Genomic DNA, 14937 nt, shown 5'->3' on the forward strand with positions numbered 1-14937 from the left:
GCCGGCCGGGCCGGTGCTGCCGCCGATTGCGCCTCCGCGTGCCGTACCGCGGGGGTTCACCGGCCGGGACGAGGACCTGGAACACCTCCTTGCCCTCCTGAACCCTTCCCCCGGCAGCGGTCCCGGCCCCACGGCTGCCGCGGGCGAGCCGCACCCGGAGGCGGTGATGGTGGCATCCGTGCTCGGTATGGGCGGGATGGGCAAGACCACCCTCGCCCTGGCCACCGCCGAGACCGTCCTGGAACGGGGCCTGTTCACCGGGGTGCTGTTCCTCGATCTCCACGGCTACGACGACAACACCCTCGACGCGGGCCAGACCCTGGACGCAGCCCTGCGCGCCCTGGGCACCAACCCCGAACGGATCCCGCCCGAGACCGACCAACGCGCCGCCCTCTACCGCGCCCAGCTCGCCGCCCGCACCCGGGCCGGCCAGCGGGTCCTGGTCGTGGCCGACAACGCCTGCGACGCCGGGCAGGTGGAGCATCTCGATCCCGGGAACGGCCCGCACCGACTGCTGGTCACCTCCCGCGACGACTTCGCCACCACCCTCGGCGCCCGCCTGATCGACCTCGACGTCCTCACCCCCGACCGGTCCATGGCCCTGATGGACACCGCACTGCGCATCACCCTGCCCAAGGACGGGCGGATCGCCGCCGACCCCGACGGCACGGCCCGGGTTGCCGAGCTGTGCGGGCACCTGCCGCTGGCCCTGCAGATCGCCGCCGCCCAGCTGGTGGCGGACCGCTCCCTCACCTCCGGCCGGCTCGCCGGCGACCTGGAAGACCTCGGCGAGCGCCTCGACGTCCTGGAGGACGGACCGCGGGCGGTACGCGCCGTGCTGGAACGCTCCTACCGACGCCTTGCCCTCCCCCACGCCGAACTGTTCCGCCTCCTCGCGGTCAACCCCGGACCCGACCTGTCCACGGAGACCGCCGCCGCCGTCACCGGCATCACCAAGACCCGGGACGTCCGCGCACGGCTCGTCGCCCTGTCCAGAGCCAGCCTCATCCGCCAGGACCCCCACACCGGACGCTGGCGCATGCACGACCTCGTCCGCGCCTACGCCACCGAACAAGCCCGGCAGAACCCCCAGCACACCCGCACCGCTCTGCACCGCCTCCTGGACCACTACGCCCTCACCGCACGCAACGCGGACGCCTACCTGGACCCGACGACGAACAGCAGCAGCCGAGGACTGCAGTTCAAGGACCGGGGTGCGGCAATGGCCTGGCTGGACGCCGAACGCGTGAACCTCGTCGCCGCCGTCCACACCGCCCACGCCGCCGGCCACCGCGAGACCACCATCGAACTGGCATTCCTTCTGGGGACCTATCTGCGTTCACGCCGGTATCTGCAGGACGACCTGGCCGTCGCCACCCTCGCCCACGACGCGGCAACCTCCCTCGGCGACCGCCACCGCGAAGGCAGTGCGTGGAACAACCTCGGCCTCGCCCTCAGGGAGCTGCGCCGCTTCGACGATGCCCTCAACGCCCACCAACACTCCCTCGACATCCACCAGACCCTCGACAACCGTCGCAGCGAAGGCACGGCGTGGAACAACCTCGGCCTCGCCCTCAGGGAGCTGCGGCGCTTCGACGACGCCATCGCCGCCCACCAACACTCCCTCGACATCTACCGCGACCTCGGTGACCGCTACCGCGAAGGCACGGCGTGGGGCAACCTCGGTGTCGCCCTCCAGAAGCTGCGCCGCTTCGACGACGCCCTCACCGCCCACCAACGCGCCCTCGACATCCGCCGCGACCTCGGCGACCGCCACCGCGAAGGCCCGGCCTGGAACAACCTCGGCACCGCATGGCGGAGCACCGGGGCGTACGAGCAGGCCGTGGAGGCCGGCGAGCGTGCTGTGGCCGTGTTCCGCGAGCTGGACGACCCATACCGCGAGGGCCAGGCGCTCGGCGAACTCGCCGCCACCCTCCTCGCTGCCGGACGCCCGCCCGGCGAGGTCCGGGCCACGCGCGAGGCATCCGCCGAGGCCTACCGGCGGGCCGGCGCCGAGGACGAAGCTGTGGAAGCGCTGGGGAAGGCCGACGAGTAGCGGCAGGGTGACGATCAGGCGGGGTGGCGGCAGTTCATCGGGTGGGATAATCCTCCGTCACGGGAGCTTTCCGGCCGGGTAGTTGGGGGTGTGTGGTGCGTCGGTGGGTGTGGTGGGCCGTTGCGGCGGTCTGTGGGGCGGCCGGGACCGGGCTGGTGGCGGTCGCGGTGCTGGGGGACCTGGAGAGCGCGGACAAGATCGCGAGCGTGACCGGTGCGGTCGCCGCCCTGACCGGTGTTCCGCTGGCCCTACTCGGACTGCGCCAGCCCGCGGACGCAGGCAGCGGCACGGATCCGGAAGCCGGTGCCGGGGCCGTGCTCCCGGCCGGTACGGCGGAGACCGCGGCGGCTGGCGTTGTGGGCGGGAGCGTGCGGGAGGTGACGGTGCACTCCGAGCGGGGCGGTATCGCCGCCGCCGGCAACATCACCGGCACCAGGGCCGCCGCCGGCAACATCACCGGGGCCGGGGCCGGTAGCCCGGCTGCTCAGACCGGGAACCAGGCCGTGCCCGGAATCGACAAGCGCGAGGTACGCGCCACCGGAACGGGCTCGATCGCCGCCGGAGGCGACATCACCGGCATCGACCTGAGCGGACCCCGCCCGTGACCCCCCGTCTGCCCTGGACCAGGGACAAGAAGCCGTTCGACAAGGCCGTCCCGGACAGCAGCGGCCCATCGGCCGGGCCGGGCGAGAGGGAAGCAGGACAGCCGCAGGCGCTGTCCCCCGCCGGGCCCGGAAGCACGGTTACGGAAGCAGGTCCGGGCACCGCGGCGGGAGGGTCCTCGTCAAGGCAGGTCGAGGCTTCCGGCGAGGGCGCGGTCGGTGCCGGAGGCGACATCGCGCATGCGGCGATCGGCGAGCGCAGCCGTGTCGAGCACACCCAGATGCGGGCTGACAGCACTGGCAGCGGGATCGTCCACCAGGCCGGCCGGGACGTCCACCACCACGAGCACCATCACCACGGCCCCCGCCCCGATCCGGCATCCGTCGCACAACCGGCGCCGACACCGCTGGCTCCTCCCCCGGCCGTCCCGCCCGGCTTCACCGGCCGCGGCGAGGACTTGGAAGACCTCCTGGGGATCCTGGACCCCACGGCCGCCGACGGCGACGGTACGGGGCCGGCCACGGAGGCGGTGGTGGTGGCGTCGGTGCTGGGGATGGGCGGAATGGGCAAGACCACCCTCGCCCTCGCCACCGCCCACGCCGCCCTCAAGAGCGGGCTGTTCACGGGCGTGCTGTTCCTGGACCTGCGCGGCTACGACGACACCCCCACCGGCGCCGCCCAGGCCCTGGACACCGCACTGCGCGACCTGGGCGTCGAGGCGGAGCGGATCCCGCCGGAGGCCGACCAGCGCGCAGCCCTCTACCGCGCCCAGCTCGCCGCCCGCACCCGCGCAGGGGAACGCGTCCTGCTGCTTGCCGACAACGCCTCCACCACCGATCAGGTCCGCCAGCTCATCCCGCCGGGGGACGGGCCGCACCGGATGCTGGTCACCTCCCGCGACAACCTCGCCCCCGACCTCGGCGCCCGCCTCATCGACCTCGACATCTTCACCTCCGAACAGTCCGTGACACTGATGGACACCGCACTGCGCATCACCCAGCCCAAGGACGGACGGATCGCCGACGACCCCGCCAGCGCAGCCAGGATCGCGGAGCTGTGCGGACACCTGCCACTCGCCCTGCGCATCGCCACCGCCCAGCTGGGTCGCAATCTCAAGCCGGCGCAGCTGGCACAAGATCTGGAGGATCTCGCGGAGCGTCTGGATGTGTTGGAGGGCCGCAATGCCGCTGTGCGGACCGTGCTGGCCAGTTCCTACCGGCGTCTGGTGCCCACGCACGCGGAGCTGTTCCGCATGCTCGCGGTGAATCCCGGGCCTGATGTGTCCACCGAGACTGCCGTCGCCTTCACCGGGATCGGCAAGCCCCGGGACGTCGGCAGACGACTGGAAGCCCTTGCCGACGCCAGCCTCATCCGACAGGACCCGAACACCGGACGCTGGCGCATGCACGACCTCGTCCGCGCCTACGCCGCCGAACAAGCCGACCTGAACCCTCAGCACAGTGGCCTGGCCCTGACCCGTCTCCTGACCCACTACACCCGCACCGCACGAGCCGCCGCCCTCCACCTCAACCCCGACATGCATGGCGACAAGAAGCGCTTCCCCGACCGGAACGCGGCGATGGCCTGGTTCGATGCAGAGCGTGCCAATCTCGTCACCGCCGTCCACACCGCACACGCCACCGGCCGCCATGAGGTCACCGTGAACCTGGCGGCCGCTCTGGGGGACTACCTGCGTTCACGCCGATATCTGCAGGACGATCTGGCCGTGGCCACCCTGGCCCACGAGACGGCCACCTCCCTCGGCGACCGCCACAGCGAAGGCGTGGCGTGGGGCAACCTCGGCAACGCCCTGCAGGAGCTGCGCCGCTTCGACGACGCCCTCAACGCCCACCAAAGCGCCCTCGACATCTACCGCGACCTCGGCGACCGCCACCGCGAAGGCACGGCGTGGAACAACCTCGGCAACGCCCTCCAGGAACTGCGCCGCTTCGACGAAGCCCTCAACGCCCACCAGCACGCCCTCGACATCCACCACAGCCTCGGCGACCGCCACCGCGAAGGCATGGCCTGGAACAACCTCGGCACCGCCCTCCAGGAACTGCGCCGCTTCGACGAAGCCCTCGACGCCCACCAATGCGATCTCGATATCTGCCGCGACCTTGGCGACCGCCATGGCGAAGGCACGGCGTGGAACAACCTCGGCAACGCCCTCAGGGAGCTGCGCCGCTTCGACGACGCCCTCAACGCCCACCAGAGCGCCCTCGACATCCACCAAGGCCTCGGCGACCGCTACCGCGAAGGCACGGTGTGGAACAGCCTCGGCCTCGCCCTCAGGGAGCTGCGCCGCTTCGACGACGCCCTCACCGCTCACCAAAGCGCCCTCGACATCCACCAAGGCCTCGGCGACCGCCACAACGAAGGCATGGCGTGGAACAACCTCGGCACCGCATGGCGGGGCACCGGAGCGTACGAGCAAGCCGTGAAGGCCGGCGAGCGTGCCATCGCCGTGTTCCGCGAGCTGGACGACGCGTACCGCGAGGGTGAGGCGCTCGGCGAACTCGCCGCCACCCTGCGGGCAGCCGGACGCCCGCCCGGCAAGGTCCGGGCCATGCGCGAGGCATCCGCCGAGGCCTACCGGCGGGCCGGCGCGACGGAGGAAGCCGTGAAAGCCTTGGAGGAGCCGGAGACCGACCTCCCAGACCCCGTGTAGCGGCCCACCCGAACTGCACAACGCTCGCCGAAAGTGCGCAGCGAGTACGTGCGAAACCCCCAGCTCGCCGCTGCCCTGCTGCTCAGAATCGGCGGGCGGCTACACCGGAGAGCCTCGCTTTGGGCTAAAAAAACGATAGCCCGATCGCTGGGGAGCGATCGGGCTGAGACCCAGGAGCATTAGTTACCGAAAGTTACTTGCTACAGGGTGCCGATGCACCAGTTGATGATCGTCCAGATGACCTTGGCCATGAGGCTCGAGTTACCTGGGTGAGTCCAGGTCCACCAATGGTCGATCAGTGCTGCGGCGTTGGTGATGTTCAGTAGGTAGCGGTAGGGCCGGCCGAGTCGGCTGGACCAGAGCCGGAGACGATCCCGGCGATCTCGGATTCGCCTGGATGTCGTCTGCCAGGTGTGCCGCGTGAGTCGGTATGCCCGAAGGGCAAGGGGTTCAGAGTGCATGAGGTCTCCGGTCCTGTGCGGATGAGTCGAATCGCCATGAAGATCACAACCTTTTCTTTTCCTGGGTCGGCCGCACAGCGAGATGCGGTTGTGCGCATGTTAGCGCCGGTTTCTGACGGTGCATAGGCTGTGGTGCCTCCGGCGCTTCACGGCGCCTGCGGGGGAACGCTTTGACTGCTACCCGGCCCTCTCGGGGTCGGTCATGGTGCTGGAACACTTTCTGACGGTGGATCCGTTGGGACAGGTGGACGTCCACCGCGCTGACGTCTTTCATCAACGGCTTGGGAGGCCCATTCGTGCACCTCGTCATGTCGAACGACTTCGCTGCCATCCTCTCGGCGGTCATGGCCGCGCTGCTCCTTCTCCTGATCGCCGAGTTCCAGGCTGGCGTGCGCGGCAATGCGGAGGTAGCCAGGTCGCTGGCCGAGGAGTATAAGGACGTGATCAAGGAAAGCGTTCTTGAGTTCCGTTCCGGTACCGAGCTGCCGACCACGGACCATGCGCGGGTCGAAGCGGGGGTCGCGCGCTACCAGGCCCTACGCCGTGCGGCGCAGCGGCATGTCGGGTGGCAGTACCTGTTGCTGATGAGTGGCGCGGGGTTGGCCTTTGGACTGGGTGCGGTGGTGGTCCAGATGGCACGGGACGAGAAGACCAGGGGTGACGCCTCGGGGCTGACGCTGTTCGTGCTGCTGATCACGGGTGCGTCCCTCGTACTTGTGGCGGCGGCTTTCGGCCTGCGGTTCCGGCACGCGTATAAGTTCGCGCGGCTGAAGTGGGGCTACCAGCTCAGCGACATGTACGAGATCTCCGATGTCAAGGCGGTGCTGGAGCTGCAGGAGCGATGGGAGAGGAGCCGGCCGGACGGGCCGGTGATGCACGGGCTGTTTTCACTCGCGAGTGCGCACGTCGACTTCAGGCAGATGCTCCGGTAATGCCCCTGGGTCTGTGCGCTGTTCGGGCTGAGAAAGCACCAGGAGGCCGTCAACCCTGCACCGGGGTGACGGCCTTCCGGCATTCGGGGCCAGCGCCAACGGCTGTGGTCGGCCGATGGCGGCTTGGGCGATGTCCGCGGCCGGGGTGCTGGGGCGGAGGGGCTGGCCCCTCCGCCCCAGCTCTGCCTCAGCGCACGACTGTTCTCCTGTCCGGTGCGATGAGGGTCTTCGACCAGCTGCGGCCGCGCCAGCCGATCCGGACGGACACCTGCAATCGCTGGTTTCCGGTGGGGGTGCAGGCCTCCTTGTGGAGCCTGCGCGCGATCACAACGGGCCCGGGCGGGGCGTGGAGGGCCTGCAGGAGGCTCAGCAGGTCCTCCAGCAGCGGGACGGACACTCCATCCAGCCACCGTCTGACGGCCTCGGCCCCGTGGCCGATCTCGCCGGCGACGATGTCGACGGGGCGTTCGTGCACCAGGTAGAGCTGCCGCAGGTACGCAGCGAGCCGGCCCTCGGCGGTGTTCTCGTCGAGGTCTGGCCACCGGTCCGGCTCGCGGACGGCGGCCGGACGCTTCTGCTCCCGCTCGATCGCCTCCTTGGCGTCGTACCAGCGCTGCTTCCACTCCCGCTCGTCGCCGCCGCACGCCCGTGCGAACGCCAGGGAGAGCTCGAGCGAGGGGAACCGTGCGCCGCCGGCGGCCTGGGCGAGCGCGTTGTGGGAGTACCCGGCCTTGGAGGACATCTGGCGGTAGGTCAGTTTGGCCTGCTCCCGGACGAGCCTGAGGTCGCAGGCGAACGCGGCCAGGGGGCTGGCGTTGCGGTCCAGGCGACGCTCGGGCCGCCCGCTGCCGCTCACCGCGCCCTCGGCACCGACCGGAGCGCCACGCCTCCCTGCAGGACGGCGCCCCCGCCGGGGGTCCGACGCATCCCGAGCGAGCAGGACACCCTCTCGCGGGCCCGCCGCACGAGGGCGAGAACCATCACGACCACCAGGACCCAACCCGGTGTAATTTCCCATACGGGCAGCGCCATCGCGCCACTCCTTCTGTCGACGGAATCGATTGCGTCTTGGACATCGCTGCTGCTCCGCGGTGGCCGCCGCGGAGCAGGCGTAGTGCCACGGACACAGTGAGCCACCGGCGGCATGTGCCGCCAGCACTTGCCTATATCTGCGCACATCCCGTCTGCGCGCCGGACGTCACGGACTTGTCCTGGACCATGGCAGTGAACAATCCGCCCTCCTCGTCGTGTCGCTGTGAACAAGTCGGCTTCCTTCGAGCGCCTGCAGGTCATGGGCCCCTGCCGCCGCAGGCCCGGCCAGTTGCCCCCAGAGGCTGTCAACTGCTTGATTCGCCGGGCCGGAGCGGCCAGCCTTGAATCCCCGCCCTGCACTGGGCGGGCTCGACGGGGCCGATCGTCTTGGGCACCCGAACACACCCGGAGGACCTCTGTGGCCGCAGAACCTCCTTCCTGGGCCGGTCCCTCCCGACCGGCCCAGGACCGTGGAACATCACCGCGTCGCCCCACCACCACTGGTCTCAGTCGGTGCTGACAGCCCGCCACCGCCGCTGGCATCCGTCCACGGACCGGTGAATCCGCCGAACCCACCCGTGACGTGCGGCGCCGCTCCACCGTTGGGCCGGTCGACCACGACCCGTCCCCACCGCGGAGTACTCCTGCCGTGCGCCTGCACCCCCTGATGACCGCCGCCCTCGCAGCGGTGGCCGCGACCTGCCTGCTCGCCGCCACCCCCTCCCCCGCCGACAACGCCGGTGCCCTGCGCGCAGCGCCCGGGGAGTCCGTGACCACCACCTGGTACGAGGCCCTGGACGCGCTGCCCGAAGCGGACGAGGCCCGTGACGGCTATGTCCGCACCGCGTTCCGGCACTGGATCGACGCGGACAAGGACGGCTGCAACGCCCGCCAGGAGGTCCTGATCGCCGAATCCCTGGAACAGCCCGTCGTCGGGGCCAGGTGCGTCATCGCCGGCGGCCGCTGGCTGTCCCTGTACGACAACCTGGAGTTCACCGACCCCGGCCGCCTGGACGTCGACCACCTGGTGCCGCTCGCCGAAGCCTGGGACTCCGGCGCGTCCGCCTGGACCGCGGCCGAACGGCAGGCCTACGCGAACGACCTCGACGAGGACCGCGCACTGATCGCCGTCTCCGCCGCCTCCAACCGGTCCAAGGCCGACAAGGACCCCGCCGACTGGCAGCCGCCCGCCACCGCATACCGCTGCCGGTATGCCGCGGACTGGACCGCCATCAAGACCCGCTGGCACCTGGCCGCCGACCCGGCCGAGAAGGCCGCCCTGGAAGCCCTCAAGGCCGACTGCCCCAACCGGGACCTCACCGTCACCATCGCCCGGTGACCGCCAGGCGATGGTGATCATCCGATCGGACAGCGGGGCCCGGCTGCGGAACCCCGAGAAGGTGACGAGGGAGCGTCGACCGCAAGCGGGGCCTGACGGCGGCCCGAGGGCCCGGCGGCGCGCCTCGGGACAGGTCGACGATCAGCTCTGCCGGAAGAGCCCGGGCGGGTGCCTGCGGCAGGCCGGGCACCTGCGGCCGTACGGGTGAGCGGCGGCATGAGCGCCCAGGTGACGGGAACTCCAGCAATGCTGACGACCAGCCATCACAACAGAAGGCGGGACCTCTCATGGGCAGCCAGGACCAGCACAGGGACAAGGCACGAAAGCCCGCCGGACCGGCCACGGCCGCATCCGCCGCATCCGCCGCAGCACGGAACGGGACCACGACGAAAACGGTGCAGGCCCTCGGCAAGGCCCGGGAGGCAGCCGATCACGCCCACGCGGAGCAGGGCGGAGGAGGGCGTCCAGTGGCATCTGCCGACGCCCCGGCGCGTGGAGAGGTTCGCCGAGCGGAGCAATGACCAGCGGTGATCATGCGGCTGCCCGCGGCAGGTCAAAGCGGTGCACAAATGCTGCGACATGGGGTGGATGCGGCATCGGAATACGGTCTGTTCTCGACATGCCGTGCTGCCGGCGGCAGCGGGGCGATGCACTCGTGGGACGGGATGGTGGCGCACGTGCGCAGGACGACGGACCCTTCGGCCCAGGGGGCGGTACGCCTTGCCGACCCGGACTGCGCCACCTGCCACGGCGCCTCCCGGCCCGGCCGGCCGTGCGGGCCCTGCGGTGTGCGGCTCACCCCGACTCTCGCCCGCCGCCTCCTGGCCTTCGGCCACCGCTGCTGACAAGCCGCAGCCGTCAGCGGCCGCTCACACGGCCGCGGGGGCGGAGATGTCCAGGCCGCGGGCGGTGACCAGGCGGGCGGTGCCGTCCGCGAGCCGGTAGGACAGGCCGACCACGCCGGCCGTACCCGCATCGACGGCGACGGCGAGAGCGCGGGAGCGTTCCACCAGCAGGTCCACGGTATGCCGTATGTGCGTGTCGACGAAGTCGGTGTCGTCGGTGTGGCCGGCGGCCCGGGCGGCCAGGACGCTCGGGGTGACGCGTTCGATCACGTCGCGCACGTAGCCGGTAGCCGTGGTCCCGTCCTGCACGGCAGCCCGTGCGGCGGCCACCGCCCCGCAGGAGTCGTGTCCGAGGACCACGACCAGCGGGCTGCCCAGAACGCTGACGCCGTACTCGATGCTGCCGAGCACCTCCGGCCCCATGACGTGGCCGGCCGTGCGGACCACGAACAGGTCGCCCAGCCCCCGGTCGAAGATGATCTCCGCTGCAAGACGGGAATCCGAGCAGCCGAACAGCACCGCGAAGGGACTCTGGGCCGGGGCGGTGGCAGCCCGGCGGGCGGCGTCCTGGTTCGGGTGCTCAGGGGTTCCCCCGGTGAAGCGCCGGTTGCCGGCCAGCAGCATCTCCAGGGCGGCAGGGACAGTCATTCGATCACTGGTCATAGCGGCAGCGTACGACGCATGGCGGCGACCGGTACCGCCCGGGGCCCAGGAATGACCGGCACCCATCCGCCAGGTTTGACCGGCTGACTGAGAACCGGTCACGCGGCGCGAGGTCGGGCGACTGGACGGGCGAGCCGGCGGGTCATGAGGATGATCATTGACCATGGCCTCGTGGTGCTCGGGTATCTACCAGGAGCCCTGCTGTGCTGTCCGGCGAACCCGCCGATCCCACACGCAGGCCGACAGCCACCTGCCGTCACCGGTTCTCAGTCAGCCACGAAGAGACGACGGCTTCGCCCCGCGTTCGGTGCCGGGCACCTCACGCATGTCATCGCGCTGGTCAGTCGTGGGGGGTCAGGGCAGTGTCGAGGTAGAAGCTGTCGATGCTCTGGACAGCCCGGGTGAAGTCGTCGAGCTCCACGGGCTTGGTCACGTAAGCGTTGGCATGCCGCCGGTAGGCACCGGAGACGTCGTCGGGCGCGGCGGAGGTGGTGAGCACGACGACCGGGATGGACTTGAGGTTCTCGTCGACCTTGATGACGTCCAGCAGCTCCCGACCGCTCATACGGGGCATGTTGAGGTCCAGCACGATCAGATCCGGCAGCGGCGTCCCCTGCTCCCGCAGGCGCTCCAGGGCCGCCTGGCCGTTGCTGACCCGGACGATCTCGCGCTGTGCCTTCTCCTCCAGTGCCTCCTCGATGAGCATGGCGTCGGCAAGGTCGTCCTCGACGAGCAGAACACGGTACGGGCGCCCGGGGGCGAGCGTGATCACGGTGGACTCCTGGGGGGTCGGCGGCGCGGTGGCGGCTGTGGTGCTCGTGCCCGCCGTCCCCCCTGTAGCGGCGCCGGCGGTGCCCGGCATGCGCGCATCATAAGGGGCGGGGAAAGCCGTCCGGGGCGCCGGGACGGCCAAGTACAGTGAGGCCGCCGCGGCAACAGCGCGGTGCAGGGGCGGGACGGCCGAAGGGCCGCCCCCGGGGGAGGACACCAGCATGGCCCAGGACGCGTACACCGCAGCGGCGGAGCACCCGCCCGCCACCCGCGGCGGTCGGGCCACACGGTGGACGACGCGGCAGTGGCTGCGGGCCGGTGTCGGCAGCGCGTTGGCGGTGCTGTGCGTGCTGAGCGCGGTCGGGGCCTGGGCGCTCGGCCACGCCGCCGCCGTCTCCAACCACCTGGTGGACCGCTCCTCGCCCGCGCTGATCGCCTCCGTCCGGCTGGAGAACGCCCTGATCAACCAGGAGACCGGCATACGCGGCTACGGCGCCACCGGCCGCACGGACTTCCTGGCCCCCTACACCATGGGCCTTGAGCAGCAGAGCGCCGCGGCCACCGTGCTGCAGGGTCTGACCGACGGTGACGGCCGCGCCCGTGCCGACCTGGACTCCGTCCTTGCCAGCGCCAGGATGTGGCAGGAGAACATCGCCCGGCCGATCGCGGCCCTGCCCCCCGGCGCCCCGGCCCCGGAGGACATCCGCGGCGCCGACCGGGCCAAGCAGGCGTTCGACGCCGTCCGCACCGCGCTGACCTCCCAGCAGCAGCACCTGCAGGACGAACGGGCCGCCGGCCGCGCGGACCTTGCCGCTGCCCGGCACCTGCGCAACACCGTCTTCAGCGTCATCGCCCTGGTCGTCCTCCTCATGACCGCCCTCGTCTTCGAGGGCCTGCGCCGGGGTGTCACCCGCCCCCTCACCCTCCTCGGCCGGAACGCCCGCCGGGTCAGCGCCGGGGACTTCACCCACCGCATCACCCCCACCGGCCCGGCCGACATACGCGAGCTCGCCGCCGACGTGGACGCGATGCGCCGCCGGATGACCGAGGAGATCACCCTCAAGGAACAGGCCCGCCTCGACCTCGACCAGCACGCCGCCGACCTGCGCCGCTCCAACGAAGAACTCGAACAGTTCGCCTACGTGGCCTCCCACGACCTCCAGGAGCCCCTACGCAAGGTCGCCAGCTTCTGCCAGCTCCTGCAGCGACGCTACGCCGGATCACTGGACGAGCGGGCCAACCAGTACATCGACTTCGCCGTCGACGGCGCGAGCCGCATGCAGACCCTCATCAACGACCTCCTCGCCTTCTCCCGCGTCGGACGGACCATGGACGCCCGGGTGAACGTCGACCTCGACGCCCTGGCCGACCGAACGCTCGACACACTGAGCATCGCCATCGAGGAGAGCGGCGCCCAAATCACCCACGACCCGCTGCCGACCCTGGCCGGCGACCCCACCCAGCTCGGCATGCTCCTGCAGAACCTGATCGGCAACGCCATCAAGTTCCGCTCCCCCGAACGCCCCCCGCGCATCCACCTCAGTGCGGCCCCAGGCAACGACGGCACCTGGACGTTCGCGGTCGAGGACAACGGCATCGGCATCGAACCCGAGTTCGCCGAGCGGATCTTCGTCATCTTCCAGCGCCTGCACACCCGCGAGGACTACGAGGGGAACGGCATCGGCCTGGCCATGTGCAAGAAGATCGTCGAATACCACGGCGGCACCATCGCCCTGGACCCCGACCACACGCCCGGCACCCGCATCACCTTCACCCTCACCCTCACCGGCGGGTGACCCGCCGCCCGGCAGCGGCAGCGAGCATGGCGACTCCAGCAACAGAGGCACGAGGTCGACGTCGATGGCTCGGGGAAATCCAGGCAGCGGCGCGGCATGCGCAGCGGTTCGCCGACGGTCTGGCGGCAGCGTTCTACCGGCGGAGGGCACCTTCGGGTGGGGCGCTGGTCAGATGGTGCGCGCGAAGGTGGCGGGCACCTTCGTCTGCCGCAGGTGAGGCGGAACCTTGTTGGGCGTGCTGGGCATCGAGGTCCGTACGAAGCCCCCAGCCCGTTGCCAGGGCCGTTCCTGGCCGCCTCTTTGCCTGCCCGGGGCGTTCTTCGGCGTCGCCGGAGCGAGGTGCGGGTCGTGGGGTCGGCCGCTGCCTGGGCGGGCCCGGCGGCGGGTTGCTGCGGGACGAGGAGGCCCGGCCTGGTGGGTCAGGGGGAGGGCGCCGTCCTGGATACGGTCGTTGCCGAGAGCGGGGCTGTGTCGAGGGTTTCGTCCAGGTCGAGCAGTGCGTCGCGCATCATCAGTACGGCGTCGGTGAAGGCGCGGCCTGCCGGGCTTTTCGCCGGCATGTCTTCGGGCCGGGCGGTGAATGCCCGTGACACCAGGCGGGCGCGGGCCTCGTCCTGGTCGAGGTACTCGGGGCCTGGAGCGCGGCCATGGCCGCGGGAAGTTCCCCGGTGCCCAGCGGGCCGAAGTCATCCACGTGCTGGGTTGCCACGACCACGATGGCGCAGGCCCTCTCCAGGGCCTTGCGCGCCCGAAGGACACGGGCGGGCTTCAGGGACTTCGGCGCGTCGGGCGCTGGGTTCATGGCGGGCAGCGTACGAGCCATCGTTCTCCTGGAAGGGGATGCCGGGCCGCGGATGCCATCCCGCGTAGGCCGCCCGGGCATTTCACCGTGCCCGGCCATCAGTAGCCGAAGCCAGGGGTCGAAAGCCTGGCACCTCGCCGGGGACCGGCGGGAGCGCAGAGATGGTGACGCCCCGGTGGCCGCCCCGTCAGGACGGCCGAGGCGGCGCGCTGCCGGCTGCTCTATCTGGATGCGGCGGTGTTGCGGTCCACCGGGGGCGGCCGAACGATCGCCTGTATGACAACAGCACTTGACCGTAGCGGGCGGGACCAGCTTGCGGCGCTCGTCGATCGCCTGCCGGCCGCACCCGGAAAAGACGCGAAGAGCGTGCGGGTGGACGAGGCCCTGCTGGAGGCGGCGGTCGCGCTGCTCGGGCAGTTCTCCCTCTCGTTCACCGGTGAGCCGATCGGCCGGGCCGCCGGAACCGTCGCCGACCGGCTCCAGCTGAGCGTGCCGATGACGGCGATCCTGGCGATGAAGAGCAGACTGGAGGCGGACAACCTGGATCTTCGATAGACCGGCCTGCCAGCCCCTCACGATGCCGCGTCCGCCACCTTGGACAGCCTCTCGGTGGCGGACGCTCCCGCCCGTGGCAGCCGGCTGGATGCCGGGGCCGGTGCCCTTGCCCCGCGGGGACATACCGGCAGCACGGCGCGGCGTGCGGAGGAGCAGGTGGCCGACGAGGAGCTCACCGGTCAGGAACGCGAGTTCATCCGCCGCTACATCGACCTCGACGACGGCACCGAGGCCGACCACGAGGATCTGCGGCGCGCACGTCTCGCCGAACTGGAGGGCGGCCGCTTCCGCAAGACCGCCCGCGGCATGTACCACCTCATCCCCGGCCCGCCCCACCGGTAGCAGCCAGCCGCACCACACAGTGGCTGGCGGCCAGCAGCCGACCCGGTGGCAGTATTCCGCCACCAGAGG

12 protein-coding genes are annotated in these 14937 nt (G+C 71.1%); 8 read left to right on the forward strand and 4 right to left on the reverse strand.

Going from position 1 to position 14937, the window contains the following annotated elements; all coding sequences use genetic code 11:
• Window positions 1-166: 166 nt before the first annotated feature.
• Together SNE206_RS15320 and SNE206_RS15325 are read left to right on the forward strand one after the other, a co-directional pair.
• A complete protein-coding gene (locus SNE206_RS15320; protein ID WP_407913897.1) occupies window positions 167-2056 on the forward strand; it encodes a tetratricopeptide repeat protein in 1890 nt (629 codons plus the stop codon).
• A gap of 155 nt (window positions 2057-2211) precedes the next feature.
• Window positions 2212-2661 (forward strand): hypothetical protein, encoded by a 450-nt coding sequence (locus SNE206_RS15325; protein ID WP_407913898.1) that lies wholly within the window; start codon window positions 2212-2214, stop codon window positions 2659-2661.
• A 179-nt stretch (window positions 2662-2840) separates the two neighbouring features.
• On the opposite strand, the gene SNE206_RS15330 is transcribed toward SNE206_RS15325, so the two are convergent.
• Entirely contained in the window at window positions 2841-3017 is a 177-nt protein-coding gene (locus SNE206_RS15330; protein WP_407913899.1) for a hypothetical protein, read from the reverse strand.
• A gap of 99 nt (window positions 3018-3116) precedes the next feature.
• Between SNE206_RS15330 and SNE206_RS15335 the strand changes: the two genes are divergently transcribed.
• Both SNE206_RS15335 and SNE206_RS15340 read left to right on the forward strand, forming a co-directional pair.
• Window positions 3117-5330, forward strand: coding sequence for a tetratricopeptide repeat protein (locus SNE206_RS15335; RefSeq protein ID WP_407913900.1), 2214 nt, complete (start codon window positions 3117-3119; stop codon window positions 5328-5330).
• A gap of 757 nt (window positions 5331-6087) precedes the next feature.
• On the forward strand, window positions 6088-6723 hold the full coding sequence (locus SNE206_RS15340) for a hypothetical protein (protein ID WP_407913901.1): 636 nt from the start codon (window positions 6088-6090) through the stop codon (window positions 6721-6723).
• A 187-nt stretch (window positions 6724-6910) separates the two neighbouring features.
• Here SNE206_RS15340 and SNE206_RS15345 read toward each other — a convergent pair whose 3' ends face one another.
• Entirely contained in the window at window positions 6911-7579 is a 669-nt protein-coding gene (locus SNE206_RS15345) for a helix-turn-helix domain-containing protein (RefSeq protein ID WP_407913902.1), read from the reverse strand.
• An 825-nt stretch (window positions 7580-8404) separates the two neighbouring features.
• On the opposite strand from SNE206_RS15345, the gene SNE206_RS15350 reads away from it, so the two are divergent.
• A complete protein-coding gene (locus tag SNE206_RS15350; protein ID WP_407913903.1) occupies window positions 8405-9094 on the forward strand; it encodes an HNH endonuclease family protein in 690 nt (229 codons plus the stop codon).
• 869 nt (window positions 9095-9963) lie between these two features.
• Here the strand turns inward: SNE206_RS15350 and SNE206_RS15355 are convergent.
• A complete protein-coding gene (locus SNE206_RS15355) occupies window positions 9964-10602 on the reverse strand; it encodes a carbonic anhydrase (RefSeq protein WP_407913904.1) in 639 nt (212 codons plus the stop codon).
• A gap of 340 nt (window positions 10603-10942) precedes the next feature.
• The gene (locus SNE206_RS15360; RefSeq protein WP_407913905.1) at window positions 10943-11464 is read right to left on the reverse strand and encodes a response regulator; all 522 of its coding nucleotides are present in this window, start codon (window positions 11462-11464) and stop codon (window positions 10943-10945) included.
• Window positions 11465-11594: 130 nt separating this feature from the next.
• Here SNE206_RS15360 and SNE206_RS15365 point away from each other — a divergent pair, with 130 nt between their 5' ends.
• The 3 genes from SNE206_RS15365 (at window position 11595) to SNE206_RS15375 (ending at window position 14868) form a co-directional block, all read left to right on the forward strand.
• Window positions 11595-13169: a sensor histidine kinase gene (locus tag SNE206_RS15365; protein ID WP_407913906.1), complete on the forward strand. Its 1575-nt coding sequence runs from the start codon at window positions 11595-11597 to the stop codon at window positions 13167-13169.
• 1078 nt (window positions 13170-14247) lie between these two features.
• The gene (locus SNE206_RS15370) at window positions 14248-14526 is read left to right on the forward strand and encodes a hypothetical protein (protein WP_407913907.1); all 279 of its coding nucleotides are present in this window, start codon (window positions 14248-14250) and stop codon (window positions 14524-14526) included.
• Between the two features lie 156 nt (window positions 14527-14682).
• Window positions 14683-14868: a hypothetical protein gene (locus tag SNE206_RS15375; protein WP_407913908.1), complete on the forward strand. Its 186-nt coding sequence runs from the start codon at window positions 14683-14685 to the stop codon at window positions 14866-14868.
• Window positions 14869-14937 lie beyond the last annotated feature (69 nt).

This window comes from Kitasatospora sp. NE20-6 (genome assembly GCF_045862635.1).